17 protein-coding genes are annotated in these 19,665 nt (G+C 38.6%); 7 read left to right on the forward strand and 10 right to left on the reverse strand.

All coding sequences use genetic code 11. The annotated features are described in order from the left end of the window. Window positions 1-4 precede the first annotated feature (4 nt). Window positions 5-1,375: a 23S rRNA (uracil(1939)-C(5))-methyltransferase RlmD gene (rlmD, locus tag DES39_RS06835; RefSeq protein WP_121145041.1), complete on the forward strand. Its 1,371-nt coding sequence runs from the start codon at window positions 5-7 to the stop codon at window positions 1,373-1,375. After that, complete coding sequence (gene relA / locus DES39_RS06840) at window positions 1,341-3,587, forward strand: GTP diphosphokinase (RefSeq protein WP_121145042.1); 2,247 nt, start codon at window positions 1,341-1,343, stop codon at window positions 3,585-3,587. Before rlmD ends, relA begins: the two co-directional genes overlap by 35 nt. A gap of 86 nt (window positions 3,588-3,673) precedes the next feature. Here the strand turns inward: relA and folA are convergent, their stop codons facing one another. Both folA and DES39_RS06850 read right to left on the reverse strand, forming a co-directional pair. Then, a complete protein-coding gene (folA, locus tag DES39_RS06845) occupies window positions 3,674-4,171 on the reverse strand; it encodes a type 3 dihydrofolate reductase (protein WP_121145043.1) in 498 nt (165 codons plus the stop codon). Window positions 4,172-4,190: 19 nt separating this feature from the next. Then, window positions 4,191-5,258, reverse strand: a complete 1,068-nt coding sequence (locus DES39_RS06850) for an MJ1255/VC2487 family glycosyltransferase (RefSeq protein WP_121145044.1) — start codon at window positions 5,256-5,258, stop codon at window positions 4,191-4,193. Between the two features lie 221 nt (window positions 5,259-5,479). Between DES39_RS06850 and DES39_RS06855 the strand changes: the two genes are divergently transcribed. Both DES39_RS06855 and DES39_RS06860 read left to right on the forward strand, forming a co-directional pair. Continuing rightward, window positions 5,480-6,946: an LTA synthase family protein gene (locus DES39_RS06855; RefSeq protein ID WP_121145045.1), complete on the forward strand. Its 1,467-nt coding sequence runs from the start codon at window positions 5,480-5,482 to the stop codon at window positions 6,944-6,946. Next, complete coding sequence (locus DES39_RS06860) at window positions 6,943-7,569, forward strand: LysE family translocator (protein ID WP_121145046.1); 627 nt, start codon at window positions 6,943-6,945, stop codon at window positions 7,567-7,569. Before DES39_RS06855 ends, DES39_RS06860 begins: the two co-directional genes overlap by 4 nt. A gap of 49 nt (window positions 7,570-7,618) precedes the next feature. Here DES39_RS06860 and dacB read toward each other — a convergent pair whose 3' ends face one another. The 8 genes from dacB to fmt all read right to left on the reverse strand — a co-directional run bounded on the left by dacB (window position 7,619) and on the right by fmt (window position 15,965). After that, window positions 7,619-9,088 carry a serine-type D-Ala-D-Ala carboxypeptidase gene (gene dacB / locus DES39_RS06865; RefSeq protein WP_121145047.1) on the reverse strand — a complete coding sequence of 490 codons (1,470 nt, stop codon included), beginning with the start codon at window positions 9,086-9,088 and terminating at the stop codon, window positions 7,619-7,621. Window positions 9,089-9,114: 26 nt separating this feature from the next. Continuing rightward, window positions 9,115-10,080, reverse strand: a complete 966-nt coding sequence (locus tag DES39_RS06870) for a hypothetical protein (protein ID WP_121145048.1) — start codon at window positions 10,078-10,080, stop codon at window positions 9,115-9,117. A gap of 15 nt (window positions 10,081-10,095) precedes the next feature. Further along, complete coding sequence (lpoB, locus tag DES39_RS06875; RefSeq protein WP_121145049.1) at window positions 10,096-10,728, reverse strand: penicillin-binding protein activator LpoB; 633 nt, start codon at window positions 10,726-10,728, stop codon at window positions 10,096-10,098. A 10-nt stretch (window positions 10,729-10,738) separates the two neighbouring features. Then, window positions 10,739-12,097: a COG3014 family protein gene (locus DES39_RS06880; RefSeq protein ID WP_121145050.1), complete on the reverse strand. Its 1,359-nt coding sequence runs from the start codon at window positions 12,095-12,097 to the stop codon at window positions 10,739-10,741. Between the two features lie 9 nt (window positions 12,098-12,106). Continuing rightward, window positions 12,107-12,760: a hypothetical protein gene (locus tag DES39_RS06885; RefSeq protein WP_121145051.1), complete on the reverse strand. Its 654-nt coding sequence runs from the start codon at window positions 12,758-12,760 to the stop codon at window positions 12,107-12,109. Window positions 12,761-12,769: 9 nt separating this feature from the next. Further along, window positions 12,770-13,420 (reverse strand): hypothetical protein, encoded by a 651-nt coding sequence (locus DES39_RS06890; protein ID WP_121145052.1) that lies wholly within the window; start codon window positions 13,418-13,420, stop codon window positions 12,770-12,772. Between the two features lie 98 nt (window positions 13,421-13,518). Then, entirely contained in the window at window positions 13,519-14,811 is a 1,293-nt protein-coding gene (gene rsmB, locus DES39_RS06895) for a 16S rRNA (cytosine(967)-C(5))-methyltransferase RsmB (protein ID WP_121145053.1), read from the reverse strand. Window positions 14,812-15,005: 194 nt separating this feature from the next. Further along, window positions 15,006-15,965 (reverse strand): methionyl-tRNA formyltransferase, encoded by a 960-nt coding sequence (gene fmt / locus DES39_RS06900; protein ID WP_121145054.1) that lies wholly within the window; start codon window positions 15,963-15,965, stop codon window positions 15,006-15,008. 289 nt (window positions 15,966-16,254) lie between these two features. Between fmt and gntR the strand changes: the two genes are divergently transcribed. From gntR to DES39_RS06915, 3 genes are all read left to right on the forward strand, one after another. Further along, the gene (gene gntR / locus DES39_RS06905) at window positions 16,255-17,253 is read left to right on the forward strand and encodes a gluconate operon transcriptional repressor GntR (protein WP_121145055.1); all 999 of its coding nucleotides are present in this window, start codon (window positions 16,255-16,257) and stop codon (window positions 17,251-17,253) included. A 495-nt stretch (window positions 17,254-17,748) separates the two neighbouring features. Next, window positions 17,749-18,726, forward strand: coding sequence for a D-isomer specific 2-hydroxyacid dehydrogenase family protein (locus tag DES39_RS06910; RefSeq protein WP_121145056.1), 978 nt, complete (start codon window positions 17,749-17,751; stop codon window positions 18,724-18,726). 85 nt (window positions 18,727-18,811) lie between these two features. Continuing rightward, window positions 18,812-19,648, forward strand: coding sequence for a PTS mannose/fructose/sorbose/N-acetylgalactosamine transporter subunit IIC (locus DES39_RS06915; RefSeq protein WP_121145057.1), 837 nt, complete (start codon window positions 18,812-18,814; stop codon window positions 19,646-19,648). The last annotated feature ends 17 nt before the right edge of the window (window positions 19,649-19,665 follow it).

Here is a 19,665-nt window from a genome sequence, read left to right on the forward strand (position 1 = left end):
TATTATGGTTGTATTTTATTCCCCCGTAAAAAAATCTGCTCCACAGCAAAAAGCGATAACACTGCATATCGATACTATTGATGCTTTTGGTCAAGGTGTTGCTCATTATCATGGTAAAACGATCTTTGTTAAAAATGCCTTACCTTCTGAAGAGGTTGACGTTAGATTAACAGAGGATAAAAAGCAATATGCTAAGGCTAAAGTGCTCAAGTACCGGACTAAAAGTGAACAACGTGTTGAGCACATTTGTCCACATTATCATGTTTGTGGTGGCTGCGAAATGCAGCATATGCCCAGTTCGATGCAACATACGGTTAAAGCGCAAGCTTTATCGGATCACTTAAAAAAAGAAACGGGTTATGCTATTGCGGTCAATGATATTAATATTATTGCTGCTAAGCCTTATCACTATCGTCGCCGAGCGCGTTTAGCCATTATGTGCGACAAAAATCATCTCGTGATTGGTTTTAGGCAGTTGGAATCAAACCATATTGTTGATATCAACGCGTGCCCTGTTTTAGTCACGGCGCTAGCGGATTTGATTCAACCATTAAAAACCTGTTTATATGGGATCAAAGATAAAAAAGCGCTGGGGCACATTGAGCTAATTGATGTTGATAGTGGCACGATTTGTGTCTTGAGACATATTCGACCGTTATCTGAGCAAGATAGGTTACGACTACACAAATTTGCGCTACATCATAAGATAAGTTTGTACCTATACGGCGATGAACTGATGCACTTTGCCGGGTTGAGTGAACATTACTATTGTGTCAATCAATTAAAGTTAACATTTAGCCCACTGGATTTTATTCAAGTTAATCGCGACATTAATTTAAAGATGATCGAGCAGGCTATTGATTGGCTTGATGTCAGAGCCGATGACCGGATACTTGATCTGTTTTGTGGCATGGGCAATTTTTCGCTACCACTGGCGACGCTCTGTCAGCAAGTCATCGGTGTTGAAGGGGTTAATGCATTAGTTGAAAAAGCCCAATATAACGTCACATCAAATCGTCAGCAGTTAACGGCGCAAGTTGAGTTTTTTGTCAGTAATCTTGAGGAAACCGAGAATAACATGACATGGTTCGTTCCGGGTATTAATAAAGTCTTGCTCGATCCCGCTAGAGCGGGCGCATATCAAGTGATTGATAAACTCATTGCCCATGCGCCAAGTCATATTGTGTATATTTCATGTAATCCGGCAACACTGATTCGCGATAGTCTTAAATTATTACAAGCAGGTTATCGCATCACCAATGCGTCAATTTTAGATATGTTTCCCCAAACCAAACACATTGAGTCAATGTTATTGTTTACAAACTTAGGGATAAAAGAAAATGGTATCAATACGAGAAGCACACCAACATACTAATGAGCGTTATGCATTAGCACAGTTTGATGCTGAACAGTGGGCTAAACAAATTTTATCTTTAAATCAACCCAATGCTTACGAAAAATTCAAAGCAGTATGGGACTTTTGTTTTGAAAGTAGTGCTGGCTCGCCGGAGCAATATCACTGCTTTGAGAATGCGATTGAAATGGTAGAGATTTTATCGACCTTAAATATGGATATTGATAGTCTTTGTGCGGCATTATTATTCCCTTTCCTTGATGCTAAAATTATTCGCCGTGAAGATATTAGTGAGGTTTTTGATCGCGAAATCTTGCATCTTGTGTCTAGCATTATTCGGATGAAAGAAATTCGCCAGCTTAGAGCGGTGCGTAATGGTAGTGCGACACTCGAACAAATTGATAGTATCAGACGAATGTTATTGGCGATGGTAAACGATTTTCGCAGCGTCGTGATTAAACTCGCTGAACGAATTACCTATTTACGCGATTTGATTCATGCTCCACGAGAAAAACAGGTTTTAGCCGCTAAAGAGTGCTTCAATATTTATGCCCCATTAGCCAATCGTTTAGGTATTGGTCAGCTCAAATGGGAGATTGAAGACTTTTGTTTCCGTTACTTGCATCCCGATGAATACCGCTTAATTGCTAATAAATTGCATGAGAAACGCATGGACCGTGAACGTTACATTCATGAGTTTGTGGACAATTTACAGCAATTAATGCACCAAGATCATATTCGCGCTGAAGTCTATGGGCGACCAAAACATATTTATAGTATTTGGCGAAAAATGGAGCGTAAGCACTTACAGTTTGAACAACTCTATGATATCCGTGCCGTGCGAATTATTTGCGATAGAATTGAAGATTGCTATGCCGCATTGGGTATTGTACATAGTCAATACAAGCACATTGCTAAAGAGTTTGATGATTATGTCGCTAATCCTAAACCGAATGGTTATCAGTCGATTCACACCGTCGTATATGGCCCAGAAGACAAAGTCATTGAAATTCAGATTCGAACGCAGCAAATGCATGATGATGCTGAGTTAGGTGTTGCTGCTCATTGGAAATACAAAGAAGGCAGTACGGATAAGATGACTGCTTATGATCAGCGTATTAGCTGGTTAAGAAAACTGCTCGCTTGGCAGCAAGAAATGTCAGAGCGCGGTGAAATCCAAGAGCAAGTTCGTAGTCAGGTGTTTGATGATCGCGTTTATGTCTTTACACCAAAAGGTGATGTGGTTGATTTACCGGTCGGCTCTACGCCACTGGATTTTGCTTATCACATTCACAGCGATGTCGGACACCGCTGTATTGGCGCCAAAATTAGTGGCAGGATAGTGCCGTTTACTTATCAGCTCAAAATGGGTGATCAAGTTGAAGTGATTACGCAAAAGCAGCCAAACCCTAGCCGAGATTGGTTAAACCCAAATGCAGGCTTTATTAATAGTGGTAGGGCTCGGGCAAAAATTCAAGCTTGGTTTAAAAAGCAAGACCGTGATAAAAATATTATGGCCGGTAAGGATATTTTAGATAACGAGCTGGTATCACTTGAATTGACGATAAGGGATGTTGAAAAATTATTAGTCAATCGCTATAACGCCCATACTTTTGATGAAGTGTTAGCCGGTATTGGTAGTGGTGACATTCGCATTAATCAATTAACTAACTATCTTAATGCGCAGTTTAACCGACCAACGGCGGAAGAAGAAGATCAAGCGGCATTAAAGCAGATAACGCAAAAATCCAACACCCAGGTTAAAAACAGTAAGAAAAACCACAGTGAAATTATTATTGATGGCGTTGGTAATTTGATGATGACGATTGCCAAATGTTGCCGCCCTATTCCGGGTGATGATATCGTCGGTTTTATTACATTAGGCCGCGGCGTCTCAATTCACCGTGCCGATTGCGAACAGTTGCTTGAACTGAAAGATCATGCCCCAGAACGCATTGTTGATGCATCATGGAATAGTCATAATGTGAGCAGCTACAGTATGGTGATGCGAGTTATTGCCAATGATCGCAATGGATTATTACGTGATATTACAACGATTTTGGCCAATGAAAAAGTCAATGTGCTAGGGGTCTCAAGTCGTAGTGATGTTAAGCAGCAAATTGCAACGATTGATATGGATATGGAAGTCAGTAGCCAAGATTCACTTAATCGAGTGCTGACGAAATTAACACAATTGCCCGATGTTATTGAAGCAAAGCGCTTAGTGAGTTAATCATTAAGTGTAACAATCGGTGGTATTTGAAATAAAAGCGCGCTGTTAATCGGATATTAAGTTGATAACACTTAATATCCGATGCATTATCGCTGGTTAGGTTTTTCAAGAATTTCAAATGTGTAGGGATATTGGTTTTTTTCATCCGCGTGATGATGCTCAGTAAACATCATTTGCCACTGTTCGCGGTGATAGTCAGGAAAACAGGTATCACCTGGTAATTGCGCATCAATATGGGTCAAATAAAGACGGTTGGCGTAGGGTAGCGCTTGTTGGTAAATGTTACCGCCACCAATAATCAAAACTTCTTCACTATTTTTGGCGAGATTGATCGCTTCTGTTAATGATGATACCCAAGTTAGTTGGGGGTTATCACTCGGCTTCGGGGTTCGGCTAATAATAATATTATGGCGATTCGGTAAAGGACGTCCAATCGATTCAAATGTTTTTCGTCCCATAATAATTGGTTTATTGACGGTGTTTTGTTTAAACCAAGCTAAATCTGCCGGTAAATGCCATGGCATTTGGTTATTTAGGCCAATAACACGGTTATGTGTCATCGCGACGATAAGACTGATAATCATATTTTTCCTTTCAAATACATTATATGGCATAGCCTAGTGCTTTAATTTTTTGCTGAACATGCGCCGGGAATACAGTTTGTTGCCATAAACGGTTGCTCAGTGACGATAATGTTTCTTGCCGTCCTGCCACAATCCAGTTAGCAAGCTCGGTTGCTACATCGGGGTAAATCACCGCTGACGGCGAGGATTGTTTTAGCCATTGTTCAATTGTTTTTTTATCTAAGGTATTCATCACTGTCGCTAAGTCTAGCTTAGATAAGCACTCACCATTGTAAATTTGTTCAAATTGTCCTGATACCGGCTTAGTAAGAATTTTTTTGCCGAGTACTAACGCTTCAGAAATCAGCGCAAATCCTGTATTGGCGATAATACCAGAACAAGAGGCGACCGCATGGGTAAAGCTATCTCTACTCAATGGCATGAGTTTAATGAAATTATTGCTACTTTCTTGCTTAACATCGGGATGAAAACACTCAAATTCATACTCTTGGCTAAACGGAATTAAGGTATGAATAATATCTTCTATTGATTCAAAGGGCAGATAAACCACAATTTTACCATTTTCATGTTGGTTTATTAGCGGATCTATCATTGGTGGCACTAAAGTGTGACCAAAATGGAACCAGTGTAAACCAATTGGCTGCGTGACAGGCGCGTAGAATTTCATAATGATACTGGCCAAAATGCCGTATTCTTTGGGTTTGAAATATTGGCAAACAGCCTGGTTACTAATACCTAGGCATTCACGTTCTTGATGGTGGGCAGCCCAAGCACTGACTGGCTCAAAATCGCTGATAATAGTATCATATTGTGATAAATCGAGATCACGAACATCTTTAATGAGGCGAAAAGCGCGAATACGTTGTACGGTTTTGCGCAGGTTAATTTTGCCATTCTTGGTTGCAAAACTCATCCCTTCATAGGTTTTATATTGGCCAAATGCATCCATATCGAAGTAATCTTTAGCGTCACGGCCACTTAAGATATAATCGACTTCTGCTCCAGCTGTTTTTAAGGCCTTTGCCAGTGTTCTACAGCGGCTAATATGTCCATTTCCGGTCCCTTGTACTCCAAACAAGATCTTCATTCTCTACCCTTGTTATATTGCACTGATATTATTATGAGTTTTATTATCATATCAGAATCTCTGTTTTCTTTGATATAAATCTGACCAATAAAGACTAAATTAATTCATTAAATTACGTTAATTCTCTGCTGTTTTATTGCGCTTGTGATGATTAAAGGCTGCATGTTGGCTAAATTGTGGTATATACTAAGCGCCATTAAAAATTACCTTAACTAAATAACATGTTTGCTTTATTTCCTGTGAATGCTTGGATTATTGTTCCGCTATTGATGATTTCGATTGTGCTTGCCTCGTTTGTTTCATCCAAAAAAGTCAAATTAGTCATTGTTACTTTAATGACGATTTTTATTGTTATGGAATTGATTTCTATCTATTTTAGTGGTGGTTTTATCAATTATCAATTCTATGTTAATTTAAATATTAACGATATTATTGAAGGTCTCTTTATTTTTAAGATCCAAGCTTTGTTAGCGATAGTTGCATTTTTTGTGCTGGTTTTTTTATTGGTCAAGCTGTCAACTTATTTTCAGCAAAAGTTACATTTTATCATTCGGTTAGCTATTCTTATTATTGCGTTATTTTCGCTAAATTATCACAATGGACCTATTGATAAATTAGTGGAGATATATCGCGTGATTCGCGCCCCTAAAGTGGCTTTTAATGATGCATTGGGGGCGTTAAATTTAGCATCTTATCCAGTTAAAGAGGACATTGAGGCAACGAAAGGCAAAAACATTATTGTGCTTTCGTTAGAGTCATTTGAACAAGGATTTTTGGACAGGCCAAATATCACGCCGAATTTAAATAAGCTTAAGCATCAGTATTCGTTTTATCCCAATATTCCGATGGGTATGGGCAGTTCATGGACGACGGCTTCGATGTATACGTATATGACTGGGATGCCATTTTTAATTGGCGGCGTAAATACTTCACCGTTAAGTGATATCTCGCAAACCCAGTTGGTGAGTTTAGGTGATGTATTGCATAAAGCCGATTACCAAACACGCTATATTATTGGTAGCCCAACTTTTGCCGGAATTGGGCATATTATTTCGTTATTTGGCGTTGATATTATCAGTGAAAAAAATTATCCCGGCAAATACCCAACTGCGCCGTTTGGTTTATACGATAAAGATACGTTTGATATAGCGGAGCATCAGGTTGAGGAATTATCGAAGAGCGATCAGCCATTTGCATTATTTATTTCAACGATTTCAACACACGCTCCTAATGGATTTTATGATCAGAGAATGGAAAATGTGATTGATAAACAGCTTGATGACATGTCATTTGCCGCGGCATCGCTTGATTACAATCTGGGTCAGTTTATTGATTATTTAGAGCAAAAAGGCTTATTGGCCAATACGGTGTTCTATATTTTCCCTGATCATTTGATGATGGGATCCGGTACGAAAACGATTGCGACTTTATCTGAAAATCCGCGTTTTCTATATTTGTTAACGAATGCACAAGCGGCTGATTTAGGTGAATATACGGCGAAAGAAGGCAATATTTATCAGTTGGATTTACCGCGTATTATTCTTGATGGCGCACAAATTAAAACGAATGCTCGCTTTTGGACCGATAGTTTTTCAATTGGTAATGGTGAAAATCGCGCAGCGATGATTGAAAACAACATAACCAATATTGCGACATTAAATCGCTCAGCGGGAGTGATACAGCCATGACATTAGATCTTTTGCTGATGGTCGCGACAATTGGTTTTTTGGGAATGATATCGCCAGGACCTGACTTTTTTTTCGTAGTGAAAAGTAGTTTAAGTTACCCACGTCGCTACGCCATGATGACATGTTTAGGTGTGGTACTCGGCATTATGACGCATATGGTTTACTGCGTTGCCGGCATTGCGATCATTATTAAAACAACACCTTGGTTATTTTCGCTATTACGCTATGTGGGGGCGCTGTATTTAATTTGGCTAGGGATTAAGGCTATTTTTAGTAAAGTGCATGGGAATATTTATCTTGGTCATAATGCGAAGAAACATAACATCAGTTATACAAAAGCACTCATAAAAGGTTACTTATGTAACTTGTTAAACCCCAAAGCCACACTATTTTTTCTGGCGATTTTTACTCAATTTTTAACCGTCGATTCCTCGCTACTCGATAAATTAACCGTCTCGGTGATTATTTTATTGGAGGCACTTATCTGGTGGCCTTTTGTCGTTTTTGTCTTTCAATCAGAGGCGGTACAAAGACGTTATTTTAAAATGCAATTTATTATTGATAAGCTATTAGGTTTAGTATTGATTGCCCTTGGTATTAAAGTGGCCCTAGGGGCAATTTAAAGGGGGCAAGATTTCCCTAACTCATCAGTTTGCCTCAAACTCGATGCGATTAGTTAGTGTTGAGTAAGTTTTGATAGAGATTTTTTTCAAACTCAATAATCGCGCTATTTTGGGGTTTATTATCATCGGTCATGTAATGATAGCCTGAAATAAATTGAATAAAGGCAATATAATGATTCTCTTTGGTTTTAATAAAACCCGCAAGATTGTAATTGCCTTCCAGATAACCCGTTTTTGCATAAATAATTGATTTTAAACCATTATTTGAAAAGCTTTTACGATATTGTAACGTGCCATCAACGCCGGCAACAGGCAGCATAGCAATCATTTGTAATGCATCATTATTGGCGGCAATATATTGTAGTACCTGCATAAGCTTATTGGCGTCAATTAAGTTTAGGCGGGATAATCCTGAGCCATCAACAATCACGGCATTTTCTAAATCAATATTGGCTTTTTTCAGTAAAATGGCCTTAATCGCATCGCTAGAATTTTGCCACGTTCCTGGCATATTAAAATAGTGTGCGCCTATCGTACGAAAAACCGTATCAGCAATCAGATTATTCGATTTTTTTAACATGATAGTCAGCAGATCACTCAGTGGTGCGGATTGATTGGTTGCTAAAGGCACGAGCGAGACGATAATCGGCTCTTTGGTTTCGATGATTTTGCCAGTAAATTTAACCTTTTTTTGTGCTAGCTCGGTTTTTAATATTGATGCAAAGTAATTAAATCCATCAGCCACAGCAAATTTTAAGTAGCTTTTTTGGCTACTGTGCTTGATACAGCCAGATAAATTGTAGTGATTTTTATCCGAGGTAGTCATATCTAACTCACAGTATTTATCTTCTACCGCATCACTAAGATTGCTAATTGTACGAACATTGCTAGTGAGTTTGATTGGATAAATCGCTGAGACCGAGGTTGTGGCTTTTTCGCCGATTTTAGGTGCGGGTAAAATACCTGCGTAAAAACAATTTCCATCGATAATTATTGCTGATGGCGCGGTATTATAGCACGAGGTTAAGTTATTCCATGACCAACCTGACGCTTTATCATGACCGGCAAATATCGAACTATCGATAATAATGTTACCGTTAATCTTATCGATACCTTTAAGTTTTAGCACAGATAACATTTCACGCAGTTGCTTGCGATTAAATGTCGGATCGCCACTCATTTGCACGACAAGATCACCATTGAGCTGTTTGTTGGTGATTTTACCATTGGTTTGTAAGCGTGTAATAAACCGAAAGTCTCGTCCTAATTCAAGTTCAGCTGCAAGTGCTGTAATCAATTTTTGTACGCTAGCGGGCTGTTTAAATTGGTCATTTTGGTAAGCGAGGATGGTAGCTGGATTCTTTTCGACTGTTTGCACTAAAAGAGATAAATCAGTACCGTTTGGTAACAGCGGTAAATAGGGCGCAAGGGAATCTTGCGCTTGTGCATAGCCATTGGTCACTTTAATAATTGTAATCAATACCATGAATTTAATGATCGTTTTGGCTAGCTTTTTCATATTTAACACTGTCTGTATTGTATCAATTAATCAAATGGTAATACTACGCCACCTTGTTGTGTCTGCGTAACTAATACGGGTGCAGCCAACATTGAAGCTTGTATTGGTTTACAAATATCGCCTTTATTCGCTTGCCCCGAGACGAGTTGACTATAAGCGATAACACTTGTTGAGCGAGTAATTAATAATTTCCCGACGATATTTTGTTCATATCCCAGTAAGCTTTCGGTATAGACATCTTTTACCTTATTACCTAAGCGCATGACATCACACTGTGCGTTTTGTGGTAACGGGTAATCTAAAATAATCTCGCCTTGTTCTTGAGCCAAAATTCTGATTGGATAAATTTCGTTAATAATTTCGTTTTTCATTAAATTGGCAACAGAATGAAGAGTATTATTAATGGTTGTGCTAAAACTTTCGTTGTAAGTTGTGCTTTTTAGTTGATAATTAAGTGAACGACTAAAAACAATCTTATTGCTTTTTGCATCAATAATCTGATAAAGCACTGTTGCGGCAACGGTTTTTTCTTCGACGCCTTGTCCCGTCGCTTTTAAAATCCGCACCGTTTCTTGAGTATCGAGTTGATTTAACGTACTTTTAAGATAAAAATCCGCCGTATTTTTTCGTGATGATTCGTCTTGTTCTTCTGACACGTCCTCACTCTCATTCGCTAAAATATCAAAGCGATGCGTCTCATATAGTGCTGTTGCGATATCATGTGATAACGTTTTTGATAAGGCACTTGGTGAAAGTGGGAACGTATTTTGTGTGGTCAAATCAACTTGCGTTGGTAAAACAACCATTTCATAGCGTTCGATTTGTGTTTCACCTAAACTATTCTCATAGCGGCTATTATTCTCAATTTGCTCACTGCTACTGGCATTGGTTTCGTTGCTAAATTCTGGCGATTGCATTGGTTTTGAGGTACTACAAGCCGATAGGAGTAATACCGCAATTATGCTAAGACTGAATTTTATTGGTGTTTTCATCATCCTTCCTTTGTTTTACCAAGCGGTTGATTTATTGCTGCCGAGTTTACGGACCGTGCTTTCATTTTCCCAGTAGGCTAGCCCACTTTTGATATCGGTTAATGTAAGCTGTAGGTAATATTCTACCAGTTGCTTATTTTTACCGGTACGAGAAATACGTTGTAATATTTTTCCGGTTAATGAAAAGTCAGGTGCATATAAGGTGCCTTTACCTGCGATGGTATCTTGCTTAAATTCATCGTTTCCTCGTAGTTCACGCACATCATAGATAAGATCATCAACATTGTTACTATTACCTGCAATTGCTGTTGTCACAACGGCTTTACCTGATTGTAACATGCCGATACGAATTTTTTTCACTAACATGTCGGTATCAATACGGAGTGTTGTATCGTTGATTACTTTACCAATAGCGACCACGTAACGACCTCCGCCAGGTTTGTTTAAGGCATTGCTTGCTAGTAATGAATTGAGTGCTTCTTGTGCCGCTTGCTCAAAATCTTGGCTATCAAGTCCTAAACTAATTGCATCTGCTGCATTATCAGCGGTGACATATTCAACATTTGATGAGCATCCCGAGAGTGAGAGCGCGACGCCTAATGCGATGATAGTGGTATATTTGTTAAATGGTTTGAATAAGTTAATCATATAAGCCTCATTAATCGTTATGGTTTGTGCTTTTTTGTATAATGTGAATGGTATTATGATCCACTAGATCGGATTTAATGTAAATAACTGCATCACGATCGGGTTGGAGTGAATCGATTTGTGTCAAAATAGAGCCATCGGGTTTATATATGGTGAGCCGGTTGTCGGTCATGGGTACTCTGGCAATTTGAAAATTTTTCGGCATTGCTCGCCACTGTCTGACATCCGCCGTATCTGTGGCTAATTGGTACAGAAATCCCCATAATTTACCGCCATACTCTTCCAGATTTTTCTCTAGCGTATATTGCATCGCTGATTTAGCCACCATATTGAGCATCGCTTCGGTAATAATACCAGGTAGTTTTTTACTAAACTCAATTTGAATAATATTATCCATGTTGGTGATTTCAGTTGTCTTCGTTTGATTGAGCTTTAAGTAGGGATAAGATACCGAGCGTTTATAGATTGTTGGTAAACTGACATCACTCGTCACGACTTTATCGGTAAACAAGTAAGCCGGAAAACGGTAAGTAAATGAGCGTTTAATCATGCCTTGACCATTTTCATAAATTAACCAAGCGTAATGCTGTTTTGTTTGTGCGCCTTGCTCGGCTAATTTGAGATCGGCTTGCACCTGTTGTTGGTTAGGTAACATGCGCGTGGTCTGCTTAAAGAGATCACGGGCTTTGCTGTAGTCCTTATCTAAATAGAAAAACAGTGCGCTGATATATGTCGCGAATGGATTGACAAAATTAGGGTAGATCATTTCTGGTGTGATATCACCATTATAACGGCTAATTTTTGTGTTTTCTGCGACAGGCTGACATATTTCACGCATGTACTCAGACTGATTATATTGGTTATAAGCGTTATCAATCTCTTTTTCAAAGAACTCGGTTGCGCGTCGTTGTCGATCTAACACGCGATTAAACTCTACTCTGGCATAATCAAAATCATTGAGTGACATAAAGTTAAGTCCTTTATAGACATTCATCATGATTTTTTCATAGTTTTCGCCTTGATAGTCATTAATATTATTATTCACCAGTATCGAGGCAACAGAATGACCAATGCTATTAATCTCCAACGCAGTCTCTTGTTGCTTGAAGATGGCTTCTGCTTGATCTAAATATTCAATACTCTTTTTATAGTCGCTGCACTGGCGCGCTAAGGCCCCGCCATTTAGCGTCCAAAGTAAGGGGTCACTTTTTATTTGGGCATCAATCGGCGTGTAATCACAATTATGGTTAATTAGCTGCTGCTCGTATTGATTGAGATCCTCATTAAAACCTAAAAATGCCGCGCACCCACTCAACGTTGTCAGTAGTGAGATAATACAGGTGAGGCGAACACGTGTCATGATAAGCATTGAAAATAATTATCTTTGCTGATATTTTTTATCGATATACTGGATAACGGCAATCATAATCAGAATGGGTAAAATACATTCCAGGTACTCTTCTTGTGGCTGCTGAACGGCTATCATCCATCTTGGTGCCATCCAGCCAGTGATTTCATTAATCATATTGAAAGAACGGTCAAGAATCTTTGATACGACTAAAACGATGAAGAACATCAAAACACTAATGGCATAGGCGTACTTCTGTTTAAGATCGTTATACCATGTTTTATAGTTATTTAAAATGATATAAAAAATAGCGTATAAGATTGCCAGAATAATGAGTGCGGATAGAAACTTAGATTGTAAATCGGCAGCATCGGTTAACCAGAATTTGATTTTTAGCATACTCATGCCGAATATTTTATGTAAGTCAGCTTCGCGGGCCATCATGGCAAACAAAATAAAGACGAGTGAAAAACGATAGCTTAATTTGATGGTGCCTAATTTATAAAAAATGACAAAGACGATAGCAATAACATAGAAAATCAAGGTCAGACTTTCAACAAAATGGCCTTCATCAACGAAATCGAGCAGCCACTCATGGTCCAAAAAGACAGAGCAGAGTAATGCTAACACCATGGTGAAAATGGTTAAGTAGACCGCAGAATATGGGCGTTTTATCCAATTCATAATGTATTCCTATATTATGTTTTTATTGTGGTTATATTGTATGATGGCAACAATAATCAAAAGTGGTAAGAGGCATTCAAGATACTCTTCTTGAGGTAGTTGTATTGCCACCACCCAAGTTGGGGCCATCCAATTAGTCATTTCGTCAATCATATTGACTGAACGATCGATGATTTTTGATATTACCAGCACGGCCAAAAAAAGCCAAAGCGTAATGGCATAAGCTAAGCCGTGTTTTGAATCAGATAACCACTGCTTGCCAGCATTACGTATTAATATATAAAGCGCGAATGCTAAAAAAAGTATAATCAATATCGCGGCAAGTTTGGCGGTAAATGTGGACTCTGTTGTAAGCCAAAACTTAATTTTGAGCATGCTCATGCCAAATACTTTATGCAGGTCAGCTTCGCGAGCTAGCATGGCAATCATTAAAATGGCAATAGCAACACGAGAAGTCAGTCTGATCGTTTTACGTCCATACCACAAAGCAAATACTGCGGCGATAGCGTAAAAGAATAGCGTCAATGTTTCAATAAATCCGCCTTCATCAACGAAGCGGAGTAAGAAATCATAGTCTAATAGCACGCTACTGAGCAGTGCTAAGCAGCAAGTTAATAGTATTAGACATAAACTAAAATAGCGATGAGTGATTAGAGTCATGGTTGATGTAGCTTTGTTATAATTTTTTGAAATAATATCATTTATTTGATTTATATACGTTATTCTAATTGTTATCAGTAAATAAATCGCTGCTTTTTTTAAGATTTTTGTAATTTTGTGTAGAAAAAACCATCACCACCATTTTCATCTGGCAGATATTGCTGCATTTCTCCTACTTGCTTTGCATTATCATGGTCAGCTAAAAAACGCAATATCTGTGCGCTGTTTTCATCGGGCAAAATTGAGCAGGTTGCGTACACTAAAATTCCGCCTGATTTGAGGTAAGGCCAAATGTTGACGAGTATTTGGTACTGTAATTTTGCCAGCTCAGCAATATCACTGTCACGTCTTAACCATTTGATATCAGGATGACGACGAATCACGCCGGTTGCCGAACAAGGTGCATCGAGTAAAATACGATCAAATTGCTGGTTTTCACACCACTGCTCTGGCGTTAGGCCATCGCCGATTTTTACTTCAGCCCGTAGCTTTAAGCGCTTAAGATTTTGATGAATACGCTTAACGCGCTCAGAATCAATATCGACCGCAAGCACCTGAGCTTGTGGCGCTAATTCTAAAATATGTGTCGTTTTACCTCCTGGTGCAGCGCAGAGATCTAAGATAGTTTCATGATCTTGAGGTGCAAGTAAGTAAGCGGCATGCTGCGCTGATAAATCTTGTACGGTAGCAGCACCAAGTTCAAAGTCAGGTAATTGATTAACTGGCACAGGTAAAACGACTCTCAGTGCGCAATCAAGGTTATTATCAGTAAGCGTGTCGATTCCTTTGGTGTGCAGCTTTTGTTGATACTCCTTTACACAATCGTGTTGCTTATTTACCCGAATCCACATCGGTGGTCTTTGGTTATTGGCATTGATGATCGTTTGCCAGCTATCTGGATAAGCGTGTTTGATTCGAGTAAGAAGCCAATTTGGGTGCAATGACGTGTTGCCTTGCTGTTTAAATTGCTCGTTTAACTCAGTTTTTTGTCGTAAAAATGAGCGTAATACACCGTTAACGACCCCTTTGAGTTGTTGTTTTTTTAATACGACAACGCCATTTACGGTTTCACTTGCCGCAGCGTGTTCGGGAATTCGGGTATAAAGAATTTGGTAAAGCCCAACCAGTAATAGATAATGAACTACCCGATTTTTACCGGTAAAGACTTTATCCATTAAGTTCTGTACGTAAAATTCGAGTTCAGGTAGCATACGCATAATGCCAAAGCAAATTTCTTGCATTAAAGCGCGATCTTTATCATTCACTTTATTAGCATAACTATTGAGAGGCTGACTGAGCGAAGCACCGTGCTCAAGGACCTCTAAAATAGCCTGCGCACAGAGTGCCCGGAGATTATATCGTTCTGATTGTGGTTTGTTGGATGATGTCATTATTACAATTACCTTTGTATGATCTGGCGATAAGCATAACTTAATCTTTTGGACTGTAAAGTGATTTTATGCATTTCATGATGAAACAAAATGAGGCTAGCTTATTCGCTCATTGGTGATAGCAATTTGCACGACAACCTGACGAATATCGTGTTGGTTAATCTGAGCACCAACAATGTGCCAAATAAGGGTAATTAAATGGTGTTACCAACGCTAAACCAGGCTTTACGTGAATTTAACAGGTCAGCTGCGGACATCGGTTTTTTACCAGCGGGTTGTAGCTGGGTTAAATTTAAAATCCCATCTTGGGTGGCAATTTGTATGCCGTGTTTATCTGCTTGTAAAATGGTACCTGGCGGCTGGGTTGTTGAGTGTGAAATAACCGTTGCCTGCCAAACTTTGATTGGTTCACCATGAATTTCAAAATAACTGATTGGCCAAGGGTTAAATGCTCTGATACAGCGTTCTAATTGCGCCGCGGATAATGACCAGTTGAGCTTTGCTTCTTGTTTAGAGAGTTTTTCGGCATAAGTTACTTCAGATGAATTTTGCTTCTCGGGGGTAATTTTGCCTGCGGTGATTTGCGCTAAGGTTTCAAGTAGTGCATCTGGCCCTAATATCGCAAGTTTGTCGTATAATGAGGCACTCGTATCTGTTTTTTCGATAGGGCATTTGACTTTAAATAACATATCGCCAGTATCTAATCCTGCATCCATTTGCATAATCGTAATACCCGTTTCAAGATCACCCGCCCAACAAGCGCGCTGAATTGGCGCCGCACCGCGCCAGCGAGGTAATAATGAACCATGTACGTTTAAGCAGCCTAATTTCGGGGTATCCAGTACAACTTGTGGCAAAATTAAACCATAGGCAACAACGATCATAATGTCGGCATTGAGATCGCCAATAGTTTGCTGTGCTTCTGCTGTTTTTAGCGTTGCGGGTTGATAAACGGTAATATTATGGTCGATGGCCAACTGCTTTACTGGTGGAGCGGTGAGTTTATTGCCCCTTCCTGCTGGGCGGTCAGGCAGAGTTAATACGGCAATAACCTCATGCTGAGAATGGATTAACGCTTCTAAATGCTTTGCAGCAAAATCGGGTGTGCCAGCAAAAATAATTTTAAGTGGCGGTGATGAATGTGTGTTGGTCATTTTCTGTTACCTGCAAAATATGTCATCAATAAAATTTATCTGCTTTTATGGGTAGTATAGCGTATTTTTACTGTTTTGGCGTTTTCAAGATTATTGATATTGGATTAGTATTATATGAAGTCGATGTGCGTTTTTTTTGATTACCCACAAAATATCTTGGTAAGGTTTTGTGCTAGGATAAAATATATCGTAATATAATTCAAAGCCGAAGCTATTTTATCAAATTGAAAAATTACCGTGGTAAGGTGCCACATTCTCATCATGAAATCAAATTTTACGCCTAATAAATATGAATAAAAAACGTCGACTAGGACTTCTTGATATCGCTAACCTTGCGGGAGTGAGTAAAATGACAATTAGTCGTTTTATGAAAGATCCGAATTTGGTTTCACCGTTATTAAGGCAAAAAATCGCCGCCATCATCGATGAATTAGGGTATATCCCCAATAAAGCGCCAGATATTTTATCCAATGCGAAGAGTCATGCGATAGGGGTTTTTTTCCCTTCGTTGACTAACCATGTTTTTGCTGATGTATTAAAAGGCATTGAAATGGTAACCGATAAATATGGCTATCAAACAATGATTGCTCATACTAGCTATGATAAGCAAAAAGAAGAAATGCGTTTACGCTCGCTGCTCTCTTATAACATTGATGGTATTATTTTATCTGAACGAAGCCATACGCCAGCCGCAGTTAAAATGTTACAAATTGCTCATATACCAATTGTTGAAATTATGGATAGTGTATCGCCTTGCATTGATATGGCGGTTGGATTTGATAATTTTGCTGCGGCAAAAAATATGATTAATATTATGATTGGCAAGGGAAAACGAAATATTGTCTATTTTGGTGCGCGTTCAGATGAACGCAGTGTGATTCGTCAGCAAGGGTATATTGCAGCGATGACCGATCACGGCCTAGCCAATTATACTATTACAAGTAAAGAAGTCTCTTCTTATACTCTTGGTGGGAAATTATTACACCAAGCCTTACGTGAGTTTCCAAATGTAGATGGCATATTTTGCAGTAACGATAATTTAGCGTTAGGGGTGCTCTTTGAGTGTCAACGGCTTAAAATTAGTGTGCCGGCACAATTAGCTATTGCTGGATTTCATGGTCATAATATTAGTCAAGCGGTAACTCCACAACTGACGTCGGTATTAACGCCTCGTGTTGATATGGGCAGAATCGCTGCAGAATTAATACTCAAGCGGCTCAATAATGAAGTTATTGAGCAGAAAGTTGTTGATTTGTCTGTAACGTATTTAGCGGGTGAAAGTATTTAATTATCTTATAAAATATCAGACTGAGATTGAAAGCATATCATCGTAAATAGCACGAGTTAATGTATTGTCCGCTTTATGCTGACCAAAAATGTAAATTGTGATTACAATCACAATTCTCTATTCTAAGAGTTGATTTTATTGTGTAACAGAAATATGTTACCAGTAACATTTTCAATGTCGTGAAAACGAATAATCGGTTGTAACACGGTATGATGCCATTTTGTTATCCTAGTTTTTGCTAAGAAATGTATTGAAATGTTGGGAAAATAAAAGGAAAAGGGAATATTGGTTGTGAATCGTATTGCTTCGATATTCATTTAAATATGCCAAATTACACATAAATATTGATTTTTCAAGTCAGGATTATAAGCGGCATCAATTTGATAGGTGCTCAACAATGATAATAATTTATTGAGTATTGAGCTAATAGCTAATCTCAATAGTTTGGTCATATGTTTATTAACTTTACGGTAGAATAAAAACAAGGAGTTTCTTGTGAAAAGTTACAAAATAGCAATCGTCAATTCCAGTAGTTTTGGTAAGTACTTTCCAGATCAAATGGAACGATTAAAAAAAATAGGTGAAGTTGAATCATTTGTTTTTGATAATGATATTAGTGGTAAAGATTTAGCCCAAGCTTTAAAGGGGTTTAATATTATTATTGCCAGTGTCAGACCATTTTTTAATAAAGATTTCTTTGATCATAAAGACGAGTTACTACTACTATCGCGTCATGGCATTGGTTTTAACAATGTTGATGTTGTAGCGGCTAAAGCTCATGGTACGATTGTGACGATTGTTCCGGCTTTAGTTGAACGAGATGCCGTTGCTGAAAATGCAGTGACTAATTTACTTGCTTTAGTGAGAAGAACAGTTGATTCACAACAAGCGGTTAAAGAGAACCAATGGGTTAAAAGAGCAACTTTCCTAGGTATGAATGTGACGGGTAAAGCGGTCGGTGTTATTGGTTGCGGTAACATTGGGAGCCGGGTTGCTGAAATCTTTAAGCATGGCTTTAATGCCAGACTTCTTGTCGTTGATCCCAACGTTGATTTAGATTGGGCCAAAAAGCATAATGTTGAGGTCGTCGAATTAGACCATTTGTTACAACATGCTGATGTGATTTCATTAAATGCTTCTTTGAATGAAACTAGCTATCATATTTTGCAACAAAAGCAGTTTGCTTTAATGAAGAAAGGCGTTTATATCACCAATACAGCAAGAGCTGAATTAGTGAATGAAGAAGCACTTTTACAAGCATTAGATAATGGTATTGTTGCTGGCTATGCGACCGATGTTATGTATAAAGAACCCTCATTTAATGATAATCCGCTAGTCAAACATGACAAAGTGTTAGTGACACCACATACTTCAGCTTATGCGATTGAATGCTTAAGAGGAATGGGCGATAAGTGTGTCAGCGATGTTGAAAATTTAGTTAGTAATACCCCTTTAGTTAGCGTTGTTTCATAACAACCCAATAAAGGATTAACGATATTTCAGTTTACTACTGAGTATTTATCAAATTATTTAAAATGTTAACTTTACGGAGTTATTTATGGAAGTCACATTTCTTCAAGCTGCGGTTATTGCAATTTGGGTCGCTTTAGTTATGTCGAGGGCATTAGGGGGGGCAACGTTAACGCTACGTTTTACACCACTAATGACCGGGTTAGTTGTTGGGGTTGTCTTTGGTGATATTGCGCAGGCAATGATGATAACCGCCGCGATTCAATTGATGTATATGGGCGTGTTTTCTCCTGGTGGTCAAATGCCGTCAGAGCCTGCAGTTGCTGCAGCGATTGCTGTGCCAGTTGCATTGTTGAGTAATATGCAACCAACTGCCGCGGTTGGTATTGCTGTACCCGTTGGGTTACTTGGCTCTTATCTTTATCAGTTCCGCTTTTTTGTTAATACCTTTATTATGCAAAAATTTACTGAAAAGTATGCCGAGCAAGGAAATAGTTCAGGATTAACATTCTCGATTATTATTTTACCAACAATTTGTTCATTTATTATCTTTATTCCATTCATTTTTGTCGTACTTTATTATGGTGCACCGGTTATTGCTGATCTGATTAGGCAAAATGAAGGCAACATTATATTCCATATTTTGAGTGTTATTGGTGGTGGTTTAGCTGCGGTTGGTATTGCATTAACGGTTTATGTTATTGGTAAACGTAATTATGTGATTTTCTTCGTGTTGGCATATTTCCTTGCCGTTACAACAAAATCGTTAAACATTACCATGGTAACTTACGCGATTATCGGCGCAATTATCGCATTCTTATTTGTACTAGTGAAAAGCGAAACATTTAATTCCGTGAAAGACACTTTAGGTCGTGGCACGTCAAATAATTCAGCTAACACTCGTGATGATGACGATGATTATTAATCATTGCAAACGATTGT

Origin of the sequence: Orbus hercynius (assembly GCF_003634275.1) — a bacterium.
GTDB classification, from domain to species: Bacteria; Pseudomonadota; Gammaproteobacteria; order Enterobacterales; family Orbaceae; genus Orbus; species Orbus hercynius.